The organism is Streptomyces sp. NPDC030245 (assembly GCF_055572995.1).
The window spans coordinates 412884-429479 of the sequence record NZ_JBVICF010000005.1 but is presented as its reverse complement, the minus strand read 5'-3'; the positions used below and the strand labels follow the sequence as shown (position 1 = coordinate 429479).

The following is a 16596-nucleotide window of genomic DNA, read 5'->3' as shown; positions in this document are numbered from 1 at the left end:
GCGCCTGCGTGGCGAATCGCTCCTGCGCTCGCCGCTCCCTCCCGGGGGCGGCGAGCGCGTTCACCGGGCGAGCGGACGCGGTTCGGCTCAGGCCGCCGCGGCCGGCTCCGCGGGCACCTGCGGGCGCAGCAGCGTCTGCAACCGCGTCGTACGCTCCTTCCAGAGGCGCTCCGCCACCGCGCGGGGCAGCGCCTGCTCCACGCCCTGCACGACCGACAGGTGCCGCTCCCCGCGGCTGAACGCGGTGTAGACCCAGGGGCGGGTCAGCGCCTGCGCGGCGTCGCCCGGCAGCACCACGACCACGGCGGGCCAGCGCTGCCCCGTGGCCTGATGCGCGGTGAGCGCCCACGCGTGCCGCACTTCCCGCTCCACCCGCTCCTTGGGTACGACGACGGGGGCGCCGTCGCACTCCAGGTGCAGTCCCTCCGCGTCGGCCCGCACCACGCGGCCGAGCGTCGTGCGGCCCGGGGCGGGGACGTGCGCGACCCGGTCGTCCGGGTCGAAGCCGCCGAACCGGCCAGGGCCCGGATTCAGCCGTTCCTTCAGCGCCGCGTTGAGCGCGCGGGTGCCTGCCGCGCCGCCGTGTCCCGGCGTGATGACCTGTGTCTGCTCCGCGGGCACCCCGATCGCCCTCGGCACGGAGTCGGCGACGAGCTGCACGGTGCGGTGGATCGCCTCGGCGGCGTCCCGCACGGGGACGAGGACGACCTCCTTGCCGGGCGCCTCGACCTGGTTCAGCTCGCCGATGCCGATGCCGGACGTCAGCTCCCCGAGGGGGCCGGGGTCGGGGGTGCGCGAGACGACCTGCGGGCAGCAGCGCGCGGCGACGAGGTCGGCGAAGACCCGGCCGGGCCCCGCCGACCACAGGACGCCGGGGTCGCCGCTGAGCACCAGGCGGGCGCCGTCCGGCAGCGACTCGACGAGCATCGCGGCGCTCTCCACGTCCAGCTGCGGTGCGTCCAGGACGACCAGGAGGTCGAGCGCGAGCGCGCCGTCCGCGTCGCGTCCGGGGCCCTGGTCTCCGCTGAGCAGCCCCGCCACGGTCACCGCGGCCCCGTCCGAGCCCGTCGCCCGCGCGAGGCGGCGGCGTCCTTCGGCGCTGTGGGCGGCGGCGCACACGCGCAGGCCGAGCGCCGTGGCCGCGGCGACCAGGGCGGCGGGCTCGGCGCGGGCCTCCTCGCCGCCGGAGTGCAGCACGAGGCCGTGCCCGGCGACGGCACGGATCAGCTCGGCGGTGGTGCCCGACGCCTGCGCGGCGGCGGCCTCCCAGTCGGCGGCCAACGGGCCCTCGCCGTCCTCCTTCGGCAGGGAGTTGATCACCCGGGCGAGGCCGTCGGCGAGGCTCTCCTCCGCGAGTGCGTACCGCTCCAGGCCGATCAGGACGCGGACCGGGCGCGCCGGCTCCTCGGCCGTGCCCTCCTCGTCCCCCTCGCCGTCCCGCGCTCCCTCGTCGGCCGGGCGCCGGACCGGTGCCTCGGCCCCTTCGAGGGCGTCCTGGAAGACCAGGGCGTCGCCCTCGGCGAGCGCGCTCTGCACGGCCGCGTCCGGATCGGGCACCGCGCGCTGCCCCAGCGCGGCGGTCAGCGCCGCGGAGTCGAGCGCCGTGTGCCCGGCGAGGGCGGCCTGCTCCAGGAGCCAAACGGTGATCGCGCGGCCCCTGCGCTCGTCGTCCGGCCCGCACTCCGGGCCGAGCAGCGCTCTGGCGAACCCGTCGGCCTGCTCGGGCCGCACCCCGGCGACCCGCAGCAACTGCCACGGGTCCGCGCGCAGTTGCCCGTCGGCGCCCTCGCCGAGCGCGGCCGCCGCCGGCGCCGCGAGGGCGGCCGGCGCGCCACCCTCGGCGAGCACGGCGGCGACGGCCTCGACGGTCTCCGCCGCGGGTGCCCGTGACGGCTCGGGGCGCTGCGGGCGCACGGGCTCCGGGGCGCCGGACGGTGCGGGCCTGCGCGGTGCGGGCTGCGGGTCGCGGAAGGCGGACGCGACGGGCTTCTCGCCGCTCTCCACGGCCCGCACGGCGGCCAGCAGATCGGCGGCGGTCCCGCTCAGCTTCGCCCCGGCCCCGATCGGCCCCTGCTTGGCGGCCTTCCGCTGCTCGATCCGCTCCCGCAGCTCCCGCTGCGCGGCGATCTCCGCCTCGGCCTCGGACAGCTCGGTGCCCTCGGCCTCGGCCCCGCCCTCGCCTTCGGGCGTCTTCGGCGATTCCGGCGTGGCTTCCTCCGCGCCGGGCGACTCCGCCTGCTCCGCGGCAGCGGCCTCGGGGTCCTCCGCGGCAGCGGGTTCCGTACTCACAGCGTGCTCCAGTCGTGATCGGGATAGCGGTGCACCGGCGCCGACACGTCGTCGAGCGCCCGGCAGATCTCGTCAGGAAGACTAAGGGTCTCCACTGACAACGCGGCCGTGAGCTGCTGCGCGTTGCGCGCGCCGACGATGGGGGCCGTCACTCCGGGGCGGTCCCGCACCCACGCGAGGGCGACCTGGAGCGGGGTGGCCGCGAGCCCGTCGGCGGCCGTCGCGACCGCGTCGACGATGCGGCCCGCCGTGTCGTCGAGGTACGGCGCGACGAAGGGCGCCAGGTGGTCCGAACCGCCGCGCGAGTCGGCGGGGGTGGCGTGGCGGTACTTCCCCGTGAGCACGCCCCGCCCGAGCGGCGAGGACGGCAGCAGGCCGACTCCGAGGTCGACGGCGGCCGGCAGCACCTCCCGCTCGACGCCGCGCTGCAACAGGGAGTACTCCATCTGCGTACTGGCCAGGCGGGTGCGGGTGCCGGGCGGTGCGAGCTGCCACGTGGCGGCCTTGGCGAGCTGCCAGCCGCAGAAGTTGGAGACCCCCGCATAGCGGGCCCGCCCGCTGTTCACCGCTATGTCGAGGGCCTGCAACGTCTCCTCCAGAGGTGTCTCCGGGTCGAAGGCGTGCACCTGCCACAGGTCCACATAGTCGGTGTTGAGGCGGGCGAGGGAGGCGTCGAGCGCGGCGAGCAGGTGGCCGCGCGAACCGTCGAAGCGCCGCTCGGGGTCCGGGACGCTGCCCGCCTTGGTGGCGATGACCAGGTCGCGCCTCGGCACGAGCCGCTCGACCAGCCGCCCGAGCAGATACTCGGCCTCCCCGTCTCCGTACACATCGGCGGTGTCGACCAGGGTGCCGCCCGCCTCCCAGAACACCTTCAACAGCTCGGCGGCGTCGTTCTCCTCGGTGTGGCCCCAGGTGAGGGTGCCGAGTCCGATGCGGGACACGCGAAGGCCGGTCCGGCCGAGATGCCTCTGCTCCATGGGCACGGAGATTACTGGCCGGGCAACGGCGGTGGGCGGGCCTGTGGACGAAGCAGTGATTGTGGATAACTCGGTCACCCTTTACAGTCCCCGGCACAGGGACGTTACTCATGAGTACAGCGGTAAGGGGTCTGTCATGCAGCTCGGGATCAACCTCGGCTACTGGGGCGCGGGGATGGACGCGGACAATCTCGCCGTGGCCAAGGAGGCCGACAAGCTGGGCTACGCGGTCTGCTGGGCCGCGGAGGCGTACGGCTCGGACGCCGCGACGGTGCTGTCCTGGGTGGCCGCGCAGACCGAGCGCATCGACATCGGGTCCGCCATCTTCCAGATCCCGGCCCGGCAGCCCGCGATGACCGCGATGACGGCGGCGACCCTCGACTCCCTCTCCGGCGGCCGTTTCCGGCTCGGCCTCGGCGTATCGGGCCCGCAGGTCTCCGAGGGCTGGTACGGCGTGAAGTTCGACAAGCCGCTGGCACGCACGCGTGAGTACGTCGAGATCGTCCGCAAGGCCATGACCCGGGAGCGCCTCTCCTACGAGGGCGAGCACTGGACGCTGCCGCTGCCCGGCGGCCCCGGCAAGCCCCTCAAGCTGACCGTCCACCCGCAGCGCGAGCACATCCCGCTGTACATCGCCGCGATCGGCCCCAAGAACCTGGAGCAGACCGGCGAGATCGCCGACGGCGCCCTGCTGATCTTCCCGGCCGCCGAGCACCTGGAGGAGACGGCGATCAAGCACCTGCGCGCCGGGCGCGAGAAGGCCGGCCAGACCATGGAGGGCTTCGACGTCGTCCCGACGCTGCCCCTGGCCGTCGGCGACGACGACCGGGTCGAGTCCCTCGCCGACATGTTCCGGCCGTACACCGCCCTCTACGTCGGCGGCATGGGTAGCCGTAAGCAGAACTTCTACAACCAGCTCGCGCAGCGCATGGGGTACGAGAAGGAGGCCGCCGAGATCCAGGACAAGTACCTGGCGGGCGACAAGGACGGGGCTGCCGCCGCCGTGCCGCACCAGCTGATCGACTCGACCACGCTGCTCGGTTCCGTGGACCGGATCGCCGACCGGATGCGGGCCTACGCCGCCGCCGGTGTCACCACGCTCACGCTGGCCCCCGCGGGCTTCACGCTGGAGGAGCGGATCACGGCGCTGCGGGCGGGCACGGAGGCCCTGGAGCGCGCCGGTCTGGCGTAGCGGAAGGGATAAGTCAGCGGCCGTGGTGGGGGCTCGGGGGGTCTTCCCCGCCACGGCCGTCACGAGGAACAACGCCGCACGGGGCCCGCGGTTACGGCCTCGTGGCGGCGCCGGACTCGTTCCGCGCGCCGGGAGCTACATCCAGCCGCGGCGCTTGAACATCCGGTACAGGACGACCTCAAGGACCGCCATCAGGAGCAGCACGGCCGGATACGTCCACACCCAGTGCAGCTCGGGCATGTGGTCGAAGTTCATGCCGTAGACACCCGCGATCATCGTGGGGACCGCCGCCATGGCGGCCCAGGCCGAGATCTTCCGCATGTCGTCGTTCTGCCGCACGCTCATCTGCGCCAGATGCGCGGACAGGATGTCCGACACCAGCCGGTCCAGGCCCTCCACGGACTCGTTGACGCGCGTCAGATGGTCGTTGACGTCCCGGAAGAACGGCCGCGCCGTCTCGTCCACGAAGGGCACGGAGGGACTGAAAGGGCCCACTCCGGAGAGGCGCGCCACGGGCAGCGCCAACGGCCCGGTGGCCCGGCGGAACTCCAGGATCTGCCGCTTGAAGGTGTAGATCCGCGACGCCGTGGGGCGCGAACGGCCGCCCTCCGGAGAGAAGACCTCCGCCTCCAGGACCTCCAGGTCCGCCTGCAACTCGTCGGCGACCTCCAGATAGTGGTCCACGGAGGCGTCCGCGATGGAGTACAGGACCGACGTCGGGCCGTGCTTCAGGACGTCCGGTTCGGCCTCCAGACGGTGGCGCACCGCGCCCAGGGGCGCCCCCTCGCCGTGCCGGACGGTCACCACGAACGAGTCGCCCACGAAGATCATGACCTCGCCGGAGGAGACCTTGTCGCTGTCCGGCTCGTACACGACCGGCTTGAGGACCATGAACAGCGAGTCGTCGTAGACCTCCAGCTTGGGCCGCTGGTGGGCCTTGAGGGCGTCCTCCACGGCCAGGGGATGCAGCCCGAACTCCTGGCTGACCTCGTCGAACTCCTCCTCCGTCGGCTCGTGCAGCCCGATCCACACGAACGCGTCACCCGTCGCCCGCGCCTCGTCCAGGGCGTCGGAGAAGTCCTGGGGGCCTTCTCTCCGGCGGCCCCCGCGATAAATGGCGCAGTCGACAATCACACTGCGCATTGTTCCCAGCCACCCCGCCTGTTGCACCTCCGGGGCGCCTAGGCTGAACCGCATGCCCACGCTGATTCTCGTCCGGCACGGACGCTCCACCGCCAACACCGCCGGTCTGCTCGCCGGGTGGACCCCCGGTGTGGCCCTCGACGAGCGGGGTGCCGCGCAGGCCGCCGCGCTGCCCGGGCGGCTCGCGGCGCTGCCGATAGCAGAGGTCGTCACCAGCCCCCTGCAACGCTGCCAGGAGACCGTGGCGCCGCTCCTCGCCGCCAGGCCCGGACTCCACGCGCACACGGAGGACCGCATCGGGGAGTGCGACTACGGCGACTGGTCGGGCCGCAAGCTCGCCGAGCTCACCGACGAGCCGCTGATGGAGGTCGTCCAGCAGCATCCCTCCGCGGCCGCGTTCCCCGGCGGCGAATCGATGCGGGCCATGCAGACACGGGCCGCCGAGGCGGTCCGCGAGTGGAACGCGCGCGTGGAGCGCGAACACGGCGAGGACGCCGTGTACCTGATGTGCTCGCACGGCGACATCATCAAGTCCCTCGTCGCCGAAGCACTCGGACTCCACCTCGACCTCTTCCAGCGCATCTCCGTGGAGCCCTGTTCCGTCACCGTCATCCGCTACACGCGGCTGCGCCCCTTCCTCGTACGCCTCGGGGACACCGGTGACTTCGCCTCGCTGGCGCCGCGCGAGGAGCCGCCGAGCGGCGACGCGACGGTCGGGGGCGGTGCGGGCGCACCGTGATCGTCGCCCGCAGTAGGGTGAAGCGGTCGAAGCCGCCCTCTCGCGGTTGAAACAGTCCTCTAGAAGCAGCCCTCTTGCAGTCGATCCAATGGAGACAGGTCGTGTCCCGTCAGGTGTTCCTCTACGACCCCCCGGAGCGTTTCGTCGCGGGAACGGTCGGGCTGCCCGGACGGCGTACGTTCTTCCTCCAGGCCTCCGCCGGGGTCAGGGTGACCAGCGTCGCCCTGGAGAAGACCCAGGTGGCCGCGCTCGCCGAGCGCATGGAGGAACTCCTCGACGAGGTCGTGCGCCGCAGCGGGGGCAGCGCCCCCGTGCCGGCCGTCGCCCCCACCGAGGTCACCGACAGCGCGCCGCTCGACTCCCCCGTGGAGGAGGAGTTCCGGGTCGGCACCATGGCGCTCGCCTGGGACGGCGAAGAGGAGCGGATGGTCGTCGAGGCGCAGGCCCTCGTCGAGCTGGACGCCGAATCCGACGACGATCTCGCCGCCGCGGAGGAAAGGCTTCTGCAGGACGACGAGAACGGCCCGCCCATGCTGCGCGTCCGCCTCACCGGCGCGCAGGCCCGCGCCTTCGCCAAAAGAGCCCTCGACGTCGTGAACGCGGGACGCCCGCCGTGCCCGCTGTGCAGCCTCCCGCTCGACCCGGAAGGACACGTATGCCCGCGCCAGAACGGATACCGGCGGGGAGCGTGAGCGCCGACCCCGTCACGCTCCTCACCCACGGCGAGCTGACCGTGCGCGGCCGCATCCGTGAGGCCTCGAACGCGGTGCTGTACTGCACGGTGGCGTACGAGGGCCAGGAGGCCGCCTGCGTCTACAAGCCGGTCGCCGGGGAGCGCCCCCTGTGGGACTTCCCCGACGGCACGCTCGCACAGCGCGAGGTCGCCGCGTACGAGGTGTCCCGGGCCACCGGCTGGGACCTGGTGCCGCCGACGGTCCTGCGGACAGGACCGCACGGCGAGGGCATGTGCCAGCTGTGGATCGAGGCCTCCGGCGACGCGCAGCTGCTCGCCCTGGTCGACGGCGACGAACCGGGCGAGGGCTGGAAAGCGGTCGGTCTCGCCCAGGTCGACGAGGAACGGACGGCGCTCCTCGTGCACGCCGACGACGTACGCCTGCGCCGCCTCGCGGTCCTCGACGCCGTGATCAACAACAGCGACCGCAAAGGCGGTCACCTGCTGCCCGCCGACGGCCGTCTGTACGGCATCGACCACGGCGTCACCTTCCACGTCGAGAACAAGCTGCGGACGCTGCTGTGGGGGTGGGCGGGGGAGCCCCTGACCGAGGAGGCGATCGAGGCCCTCCAGACCCTCAGGGACGGCCTCAAGGAGGGTGCCGCCCTCGCCGAGCGGCTGGGCGGGCTGATCACCGCCGCGGAGACCGAGGCGCTGCGCGCACGGGTCGCGGCCCTGCTGGCGTCGGGCCGCCACCCGGAACCGACGGGCGACTGGCCCGCGATTCCCTGGCCACCGGTCTGACCCGTACCTGGCCACCGGTCCGACCCGGCTCCGGCCACCGACCCGTCCCCGGCCACCGGTCCGACCCAAACCACCCGCACCACACCCCCGCACACACCGGCCGATCGCGCAAGAGCGCGGGATCAGCCACCGTTCCGATGATCCCCACTCGTATGCGGACGCCCCGTCCGGTTAGGCTCAGGGCATGCATGCCTGGCCCGCTTCTGAGGTCCCCGCCCTTCCTGGCAAGGGCCGCGACCTCCGGATCCACGACACCGCGACCGGTGGACTCGTCACCCTCGACCCCGGTCCCGTCGCCCGTATCTACGTCTGCGGCATCACTCCGTACGACGCCACCCACATGGGGCACGCGGCGACCTACAACGCGTTCGACCTCGTGCAGCGCGTGTGGCTCGACACCAAGCGGCAGGTTCACTACGTCCAGAACGTGACCGACGTGGACGACCCGCTCCTGGAACGCGCCAACCGCGACGGCAAGGACTGGGTCGAGCTCGCCGAGGGCGAGACCGCCCTGTTCCGCGAGGACATGACCGCGCTGCGCCTCCTGCCGCCGAAGCACTACATCGGAGCCGTCGAGGCGATACCCGGCATCGTGCCGCTCGTCGAACGCCTCCGTGACCTCGGCGCCGCCTACGAACTCGACGGCGACGTCTACTTCTCCGTCGAGTCCGACCCCCACTTCGGGGAGGTGTCCGGGCTGGACGCCGCCGCCATGAAGCTGCTCTCCGCCGAGCGCGGCGGCGACCCGGAGCGGCCGGGCAAGAAGAACCCGCTCGACCCGATGCTCTGGATGGCGGCCCGCGACGGCGAGCCGAGCTGGGACGGCGGCTCGCTGGGCCGCGGCCGGCCCGGCTGGCACATCGAGTGCGTGGCCATCGCCCTCGACCACCTGGGCATGGGCTTCGACATCCAGGGCGGCGGCTCGGACCTCGCCTTCCCGCACCACGAGATGGGCGCGTCCCACGCCCAGGCCCTGACCGGCGAACACCCCTTCGCCAAGGCGTACGTCCACGCCGGCATGGTCGCCCTGGACGGCGCGAAGATGTCCAAGTCCAAGGGCAACCTCGTCTTCGTGTCGAAGCTGCGCCGCGACGGCGTCGACCCCGCCGCGATCCGTCTCGCCCTCCTCGCGCACCACTACCGCGCGGACTGGGAGTGGACGGACGGCGTCCTCGAAGAGGCCGTCGAGCGGCTGGAGCGCTGGCGTGCGGCGGTGTCCCGCCCCGACGGGCCCGCCGCCGAGGCGCTCGTCGAGGAGATCCGCGAGGCCCTCGCCCATGACCTGGACGCCCCGACGGCGCTCGCCGCGGTCGACCGCTGGGCAGCCCGCCAGGACGCGGAGGGCGGTACGGACGAGGGCGCGCCCGGCATCGTGTCGCGTGCCGTGGACGCGCTGCTCGGCGTGGCCCTGTAGTACATGCTGAGGCCGTTCACCGGGCGGGCGGAGGTTTCCGCCCGCCCGGCGAACGGCGCGGTGCCGTCAGCGGGTCACTTCGTGACCACGATGGCCAGCAGGTAGCCGGGGTTGCTGGTGTCGTAGTAGCCGATCACCTGCTGTCCGAAGGCGAACGCCTCCTGGACCTCGTCACGCGTGTGGTGGCTGGGGTTGACGAAGGCCCGCCAGGCGTTGTCGACGTGCAGATAGAGGATGTCCGCCTGGCCGGGGAGCGGCTGGACGACGTCCCAGAACGCCGTCGCCACGTTGGACGCGAGCGCCTGGGTGGAGATCTCCGGCGCGAGCGCCTGCGGGATCTGCTGCTCCTGCTGCTCCTGGCCGAACTGCTGGAGCAGGTGCTGGAAGGGCTGCTGCTGGCCGAGCTGCTGCAACTGCTGGCGCAACTGCGGCGGGACCTGCTGCATGCCGGGCTGGCCCTGCATGCCGGGCTGCTGCTGGATGCCCTGCTGGCCCTGGCCCTGGATGCCCTGCTGGGAGCCGTACTGCTGCTGGCCGATGGGCTGCTGCTGGTACTGCTGCTGCCCCTGCTGCCGCGGCGGGGCCGTGCTCGGGCCCTGCTGCTGGCCGTACTGCTGCTGACCGAACTGCTGGCCGTACTGCTGTCCTTGGTGCTGACCCAGTTGACTCATCTGCGGGGTGGTGCTCATGCCTGTGCCACCTTCCCTCACTGATCGACTGATGGAACGGTTCAGCCTGTGACGACGAGGCCGACGACCTCGTCGTCCGAGAACCAGACGCGTACGTCCGGTCGGCCCCCGGCGAAGGCGGCGTGCACCGCCTGCCGCATCTCGGGGGACGGGTTGTCGAGGTTGCGCCACTGCCCGGCCACGAACAGCCGGAGCCGCGGCGGAAGTTCCGGCGGATACGGGAGCAGCTCGTCCCAGTACCGCTCGGCCTGTCCCGAACCCACCGCCGACGGCAGCAGGTTCGTGACCGCCGCCTTGATGTCGGGACGGTTGCCGATGCGCTGCGACGCGGGCCTGCCCGGCGCGTCCTGCTGCGGCGAACCCGTGGAGCGCAGCACCGCACGCGCCCGCTCGGGGGTCATCGGCTGCTGGCCCGCGGCCTTCAGCATGCCCTGGAGCGCGGCGAGGGCGCCGACGACGATCGGCGACGCGGAGGACGTGCCGGAGAACGTGTCGGTGTACCAGGCGATTTCGTCGGCGCCGCCCTGAAGATCGCCGGGCCGGTCCCAGAAGCCGCCGGTCGTCGTGGTCTCGCGGCCCCAGCCCTGCGCGTCCACCCGGGCGCCGTAGTTGGAGAACGCCAGGCGCGAGCGGTCCGGGCCGTGGTCGCGGCCGTGCGTGCCGGGCGGCGGCGCGCCGGCGCCCACCAGGACCGCGCCGGAGGAGCGGTTGGTCGGGTTGAAGGGGTTGCGCCACCAGGACGGGAAGCCGTCGGGCCGGTGCTCGTAGACCGCGTCGTCCAGGGACTCGGCGCCGTTGCCCGCCGCGCCCACGACGAGGATGCCCTTCGCGGTGGCGTGGCGCACCGCCGCGTAGTCGTCGGGCCACCACTCGATGGCGATGTAGCCCCTCTGGTCGTCGCGCGGCTCGAAGTCGAACCTCGGCCCCGGGCGGTGCAGTTCGAGCAGGATGATGTCGCCGCGGTTCAGCCGCTCGGCCGCCGCGTGGATGGTGGCCGCCGTGCCGAGGGGCTGGAAGGAGGCGGCCGCCGTCACGGCCTCCGGGACGATGCCGGTGACGCCGAGGCCGTTGCGGTCGCCGCCGAGGACGCCGATCACCGCGGTGCCGTGGTTGCGCCAGGCCAGGTCCTGGATGGGGGCGCCGACGACGACGCCCGCGAGCTTCGCGGCGAGGTCCTCGTGGCGCAACTGCCAGGCACCCTCGACGTCGATGACGGTGACGCCCTCACCGGAGCCGCCGGTCCGCTGCCACGCCCAGCGGGCGTCGATGCCCTCGGGGGCCGGTTGCAGATAGCCCTGGCGGCTGGTGAAGTCGGGCGTGACGGGCATGCCCTCCTTGCGGCGCCGGGTCGCCTCGTCGAGGTCGTGCGGCTGCGTCGGCGACGGGTCGATGGAGGCCGGGACGGCGCCCGGCTTGACGTACGCCGTGTCGATGCCCGGCAGCGCCGCCATCCGCGCACGCAGCTCCTCGGACCGGTCGTCGCCGCCGCGGACGCGGTAGAAGAGGGCCAGGTCGGGCAGGTCGTCGTCGGCGTCGGCCGGGGGCGCGGCGGCCCGCAGCCGTTCTTCGTTGCCGAACAGTGGTTCAAGGGAGAGCTGTTCGTCGGAGAGGAACATGTTCAGGGCCGACACGTCGGAGCCGGAGGCCGAGCGGACGTCCCGCTCCCCGGCGCGCAGCCGGGCCTCGGGCCGGGCGACGACGATCAGCTCCTGGACGGCTTCTCGGTAGGTGAATCCCATTCCGTCGGGGCCCGGACCACCGGCTCCTGGGTCCCGCGCCGGGTCTGCCTGCTCGGTCATCGCTTCACCGCTCCCTTCACTTCTTCGGGTGCCGTGCTGTGCGCTGCGCCAGGTTTCCGGGGCACACCCTGCTACGGCGGGGCCGCGACGTCCACCCCTCTTTCGAGCAACAGTGTTTGAAGGGAAGTTGAATGGGGAACCCCGTGCAATTCGGCCAGGGGCAGCGCAATGGGGCGGCACCCGCGCGGGTGCCGCCCCATTGCGCTGCCCCTGGCCTGACGGGCCACGGAACCGACGTATTACGGACCCTCAGTCCTCCGAGGAATCCGCCGGACCGGAGTCGTCGTTGTCGCTCTCGCCCTCCGTGCCCTGGCCGGGCCGCTGGGTGGGCTTCGGCTTCGGCGGCCGGGTGCGGTCGCTCGGCGTGTCCCGCAGATACGCCGCGCCGTCGCCGCCGTCCCTGCGCCGCAGATACCGCTCGAACTCGCGGGCGATGGCCTCGCCCGACGCCTCCGGCAGCTCCGCGGTGTCCCGCGCCTCCTCCAGGGACTGGACGTACTCCGCGACCTCGCTGTCCTCGGCGGCCAGCTGGTCCACGCCCACCTGCCAGGCGCGCGCGTCCTCGGCCAGCTCGCCGAGCGGGATGCGCAGCCCGATCAGGTCCTCCAGGCGGTTGAGGAGCGCGAGCGTGGCCTTCGGGTTGGGCGGCTGCGACACGTAGTGCGGGACGGCCGCCCAGAGGCTGACGGCCGGGACGCCCGCGTGCGTGCACGCCTCCTGGAGGATGCCGACGATGCCCGTCGGCCCCTCGTACTTGGTCTCTTCCAGGTCCATGGTGCGCGCGAGGTCCGGGTCGGACGTCACGCCGCTGACCGGAACCGGGCGGGTGTGCGGGGTGTCACCGAGCAGCGCACCCATGATCACGACCAGCTCGACGCCCAGCTCGTGCGCGAACCCCAGGATCTCGTTGCAGAACGAGCGCCACCGCATGGACGGCTCGATGCCCCGCACCAGGACCAGGTCGCGCGGCTTGTCGCCACCGACGCGGACCACCGAGAGCCGCGTCGTCGGCCACGTGATCTTACGCACCCCGCCGTCCAGCCAGACCGTCGGACGGTTGACCTGGAAGTCGTAGTAGTCCTCGGCGTCCAGCGCCGCGAACACCTCGCCCTTCCACTCCTTGTCGAGATGCGCGACCGCGGCGGAGGCGGCGTCACCGGCGTCGTTCCAGCCCTCGAACGCGGCCACCATGACCGGGTCGACCAGCTCGGGAACCCCCTCGAGCTCGATCACCCAGGCCTCCTTCCGATGTTCCCTTGCGTACGCCCCAACCTTACGGCGTCGGCGGGGTCCGTCCGCAGCCCCCTTGCGTGGGGGAGTGCGTGATCACTGCCCACGCTCGGCGCCGGGAAACAGCCACCTCGTGGTGTCAGAGCGTCGAGCGAAGCCACTGCTCCACGCTCGCGATGTGCACCGTCGCCCACGACCTGGCCGCTTCCGCGTCGCGGTCGCGCAGCGCGGTGAGGATCGCCCGGTGCTCGTGCAGGGTGCGGCTGACCGCGTCCTCCTGGGTCAGGCCGCGCCAGATGCGGGCCCGGGTGGTAGGGCCGGAGAGGCCGTCGAGGAGGGAGCACAGGACGGAGTTGCCGGACGACTGGACGATGCTGCGGTGGAACTCCAGGTCGCAGGCGACCAGCTCCTCCACGGACGGCGCGTCGCCCAGGTCGTCCAACTGCCGTGTCAGCGTGTCCAGTTCGGCTTCCGTGATGTGGGAGCACGCCATCGCCGTGGCCGCCGGCTCCAGGATGCGGCGGACCGCGAGGAACTCCAGGACCGTGTCGTCGCGGTGGAAGTCGACGACGAAACTCAGCGCCTCGAGGAGGAGTTGCGGGTCCAGGCTGGTGACGTACGTGCCGTCTCCCTGGCGCACGTCGAGGATGCGGATCAGGGCGAGGGCGCGCACCGCCTCGCGCAGCGAGTTGCGCGAGAGGCCCAGCTCGGCGGCGAGTTCGCTCTCCTTGGGCAGCCGGTCACCGGGACGCAGCGCGCCCGAGACGATCATGCCCTTGATCTTCTCGATGGCCTCGTCGGTGACCGCCATGGGACCTCGCCTCAAGAGTCGGGGAATCAACAGACATCCGATGTGTGAGCTGATTATGTCCCCTGGGGAAGGGCGGCGGGGCCCGGCTTCAGCCGAAGCGTTCGATCCGGATCCGGTCCACCGGCTGGCCGCCGTCGACCAGCAGCCGCGAGGCGTGCTCGGCGAAACCGTTGGAGCCGCAGATGTACGCCTCCCAACCGCCCTCGGGCTGCCCGGTGCCGGCCAGGAACGGCGCCAGGTGGGCGGCGTTCAGGCGGCCTTCGGTGCGGGTCAGGACGACGGTGGTCTCGTCGCCGTACTCGTCCGCGTAGATCAGGTCCTCCTGCGTGCGTGCCGAGACGATCAGGCGCAGCGGCACGTCGAGCCCCGCGAGGCGGTGGTGGCGGACCATCGACATCAGCGGCACCACGCCGGAACCGGCGCCGAGCAGCAGCGCCGGACGGTCGCCGGGCCAGGCGAAGAAGCCGGACAGCGGCCCGCGCACCTCGACCGTGTCGCCGACCCGCGCCACGGTGTGCAGATGGCCCGACACCTCGCCGTCCAGGACGTGGTCGAGGGTCAACTCGATCTCGCCGTTGCCGTCGGGGGCCGAGGCGATCGAGTAGTGCCGCTGCGCGACGTAGCCGTCCTCGGCGGTGAGCCGCAGCATCAGGTGCTGGCCCGGCAGATGCCCCTCCCACTCGGGCACCTTCAGGCGGAACGTCGAAGCGGCCGGGGTCTCCCGGCGGATCGCCACGACGGTCGCGCGCTGCCACAGGGCGGCGGAGCGGTTGCTCACCGCGATGCGGCCGGGCACGGCGAACGCCGTGGGCGGCACGAAGGGGGCCGGCGCCTGTGCCGACGGCGAGGGGGTGCGGGAAGGGTCAGTCACCGGCGTAACGCTCCTCGGCCCACGGGTCGCCCCGGTGGTGGTAGCCGTTCTGCTCCCAGAAGCCCGGCTCGTCGCGGTCGGAGAGCCGCAGCCCGGCGACCCACTTGGCGCTCTTCCAGAAGTAGAGGTGGGGGACGATCAGACGGGCGGGGCCGCCGTGCTCGGCGGGCAGCGGCTCGTCGCCGTACTCCCAGACGATCCACGCGCGGCCGCCGGTCACGTCGGCCAGCGGCAGGTTCGTGGTGTATCCGGTGTGGGAGTACGCGATCACGTGCGTCGCGCCGGGGAGCGGGCGGGCCGCGGCCAGGAACGTGTCCAGGCTCACCCCGCCGAAGCGCACCCCGAATTTGGACCAGCTCGTCACGCAGTGGATGTCGCCCCGGTACTCGGCGGCGGGCAGGGCGTGCGCCTCGTCCCAGGTCCAGGTGCGCGGGGCCGCGACCAGGCCGTCGACGCGGAACGTCCAGTCGGCGGCGGCGAGGCGCGGGGTGACCTCGGCGGACAGGACGGGCCAGCCGTCGCCCGCGTCGTACTGCCCCGGGGGCAGCCGCGGGTCCCGGTCGGCGGCGCGGGCGCGGCCGGTGAAGCCGCGGGTGGGTTCGAACGTCATACGGAAGGTGCCACTTCGGAGGTTGTCGCCGCGTCCCGCAGGGCCCGCAGGACGGCCGGCTCGTCGAGGGTGAGCAGGTCGCGGCCGCGCATCAGGACGCGCCCGTCCACCACAGTGTCCCGGACGTCGGCGGCCGACGCGGCGTACGCGAGCATCGACCACGGGTCGTGCCGGGGCGTGAGGTGCGGCCGCGCCAGGTCGAGGACGATCAGGTCCGCGCGCTTGCCGGCCTCCAGCGACCCCAGCTGGTCGCCGAGGCCCAGCGCCCGCGCCGACTCGATGGTCGCCATCCGCACGGCCTGCTCGGCGCCGACCGCCGTCGGGTCGCCGCCCGCCTTGTGCACCAGCGCGGCGACCTTGACCGCGCCCAGCAGGTCCAGCGTGTTGGAGCTCACGGCGCCGTCGGTGCCGAGGCCCACCCTGACGCCCGCGTCGAGCAGCTCGGGCACGCGCGCGATGCCGCAGCCCAGCTTCAGGTTCGACACCGGGCAGTGCGCGACGCCCGTGCCCGTGCGGGCCAGCGTCGCGATCTCCGCGTCGGTCAGGTCGACGGCGTGCGCGAGCAGCGTGTCGGGGCCGAGCACGCCGAGTGAGTCGAGCAGCTCCACCGGGCGCATGCCGTGCTGCTCGGTGACGGTCGCCACCTCGCCCGCGTTCTCCGCCGCGTGCAGGTGCAGCAGCGCGCCGTGCTCCCGCGCGAGCGCCGCGATCGCCGTGAGCTGCTCGGGGTTCAGGGTGTACGCGGAGTGCGCGAAGACGACCGGGCGGGTGCCGGGCGCCGGGGTGTGCGCCTTCAGGTGCGCGGCCGCCCAGCCGAGCCGCTCGCCGTAGCGGCGGCCGTCGGGCGGCTCCGGCACGTCCATGAACGTCGGCCCCGTCAGCAGCCGCCAGCCGGCGTCGCGGGCCGCGTCCGCGGCGGCCTCGTGGAACCAGTACATGTCGAGCGCGGTGGTGACCCCGCCGCGCACGGACTCGGCGATCGCGCCGCGGATGCCCGCCGCCACCGTCTCCGGCGACAGCAGCTCGGCCTCGCGGGGGATCACGCGGGCCAGGAAACCCTGGAGCGTGACGTCGTCGGCTATGCCGCGCAGCAGGGTCATCGCGAGGTGGGTGTGCGTGTTGACGAGGCCCGGCAGGACGAGGCAGCCGCGCGCGTCGATCTCCTCGGCCGCCTCGTACGCGGCGCGCAGCCGATCGGCGGGGCCGACCTCCACGATGCGGCCGCCGCGGACGGCGACCGCGCCGCCCGGCACGAGCGTGCCCGCCGCGTCGACGGTCAGCACGTCGCCGCCGTGCACCAGCAGGTCGATGGCGCCGCCGCGGCCCTGGGCCGGCAGGTCAGTGGGGTGCATCGG

The 16596-nt window shown here is 73.2% G+C and carries 15 protein-coding genes; 5 read left to right on the top strand and 10 right to left on the bottom strand.

The genetic code is table 11. The features are described from left to right. Positions 1-87 precede the first annotated feature (87 nt). Positions 88-2289 (bottom strand): helix-hairpin-helix domain-containing protein, encoded by a 2202-nt coding sequence (locus ACZ4Z4_RS16565; RefSeq protein WP_468327405.1) that lies wholly within the window; start codon positions 2287-2289, stop codon positions 88-90. Then, positions 2286-3266, bottom strand: a complete 981-nt coding sequence (locus tag ACZ4Z4_RS16560; RefSeq protein ID WP_468327404.1) for an aldo/keto reductase — start codon at positions 3264-3266, stop codon at positions 2286-2288. The genes ACZ4Z4_RS16565 and ACZ4Z4_RS16560 overlap by 4 nt, the downstream gene beginning before the upstream one ends. Positions 3267-3402: 136 nt before the next feature. On the opposite strand from ACZ4Z4_RS16560, the gene ACZ4Z4_RS16555 reads away from it, so the two are divergent. Continuing rightward, the gene (locus ACZ4Z4_RS16555; RefSeq protein ID WP_468327403.1) at positions 3403-4458 is read left to right on the top strand and encodes an LLM class F420-dependent oxidoreductase; all 1056 of its coding nucleotides are present in this window, start codon (positions 3403-3405) and stop codon (positions 4456-4458) included. Between the two features lie 135 nt (positions 4459-4593). On the opposite strand, the gene corA is transcribed toward ACZ4Z4_RS16555, so the two are convergent. Next, complete coding sequence (gene corA, locus ACZ4Z4_RS16550; RefSeq protein ID WP_468327688.1) at positions 4594-5592, bottom strand: magnesium/cobalt transporter CorA; 999 nt, start codon at positions 5590-5592, stop codon at positions 4594-4596. A gap of 61 nt (positions 5593-5653) precedes the next feature. Between corA and ACZ4Z4_RS16545 the strand changes: the two genes are divergently transcribed. From ACZ4Z4_RS16545 to mshC, 4 genes are all read left to right on the top strand, one after another. After that, positions 5654-6340, top strand: coding sequence for a histidine phosphatase family protein (locus ACZ4Z4_RS16545; RefSeq protein ID WP_468327402.1), 687 nt, complete (start codon positions 5654-5656; stop codon positions 6338-6340). 101 nt (positions 6341-6441) lie between these two features. Beyond that, positions 6442-7032, top strand: coding sequence for a DUF3090 domain-containing protein (locus ACZ4Z4_RS16540; RefSeq protein WP_362991476.1), 591 nt, complete (start codon positions 6442-6444; stop codon positions 7030-7032). Continuing rightward, the gene (locus tag ACZ4Z4_RS16535) at positions 6996-7817 is read left to right on the top strand and encodes an SCO1664 family protein (protein ID WP_468327401.1); all 822 of its coding nucleotides are present in this window, start codon (positions 6996-6998) and stop codon (positions 7815-7817) included. The genes ACZ4Z4_RS16540 and ACZ4Z4_RS16535 overlap by 37 nt, the downstream gene beginning before the upstream one ends. Before the next feature lie 184 nt (positions 7818-8001). Further along, positions 8002-9231, top strand: coding sequence for a cysteine--1-D-myo-inosityl 2-amino-2-deoxy-alpha-D-glucopyranoside ligase (gene mshC / locus ACZ4Z4_RS16530; RefSeq protein WP_468327400.1), 1230 nt, complete (start codon positions 8002-8004; stop codon positions 9229-9231). A gap of 74 nt (positions 9232-9305) precedes the next feature. On the opposite strand, the gene ACZ4Z4_RS16525 is transcribed toward mshC, so the two are convergent. The 7 genes from ACZ4Z4_RS16525 to ACZ4Z4_RS16495 form a co-directional block, all read right to left on the bottom strand. Continuing rightward, positions 9306-9920, bottom strand: a complete 615-nt coding sequence (locus tag ACZ4Z4_RS16525; protein ID WP_468327399.1) for a hypothetical protein — start codon at positions 9918-9920, stop codon at positions 9306-9308. Between the two features lie 41 nt (positions 9921-9961). Continuing rightward, positions 9962-11719: a S8 family peptidase gene (locus ACZ4Z4_RS16520; protein WP_468327398.1), complete on the bottom strand. Its 1758-nt coding sequence runs from the start codon at positions 11717-11719 to the stop codon at positions 9962-9964. 249 nt (positions 11720-11968) lie between these two features. Next, a complete protein-coding gene (locus tag ACZ4Z4_RS16515) occupies positions 11969-12952 on the bottom strand; it encodes a PAC2 family protein (protein WP_468327397.1) in 984 nt (327 codons plus the stop codon). A 136-nt stretch (positions 12953-13088) separates the two neighbouring features. After that, positions 13089-13760 (bottom strand): FadR/GntR family transcriptional regulator, encoded by a 672-nt coding sequence (locus ACZ4Z4_RS16510; RefSeq protein WP_468327396.1) that lies wholly within the window; start codon positions 13758-13760, stop codon positions 13089-13091. A gap of 88 nt (positions 13761-13848) precedes the next feature. Then, positions 13849-14631: a ferredoxin reductase gene (locus ACZ4Z4_RS16505; protein WP_468327395.1), complete on the bottom strand. Its 783-nt coding sequence runs from the start codon at positions 14629-14631 to the stop codon at positions 13849-13851. Then, entirely contained in the window at positions 14624-15241 is a 618-nt protein-coding gene (locus ACZ4Z4_RS16500; protein WP_468327394.1) for a sulfite oxidase-like oxidoreductase, read from the bottom strand. The genes ACZ4Z4_RS16505 and ACZ4Z4_RS16500 overlap by 8 nt, the downstream gene beginning before the upstream one ends. Further along, entirely contained in the window at positions 15238-16593 is a 1356-nt protein-coding gene (locus ACZ4Z4_RS16495; RefSeq protein WP_468327393.1) for an amidohydrolase, read from the bottom strand. Before ACZ4Z4_RS16495 ends, ACZ4Z4_RS16500 begins: the two co-directional genes overlap by 4 nt. Between the last annotated feature and the right edge of the window lie 3 nt (positions 16594-16596).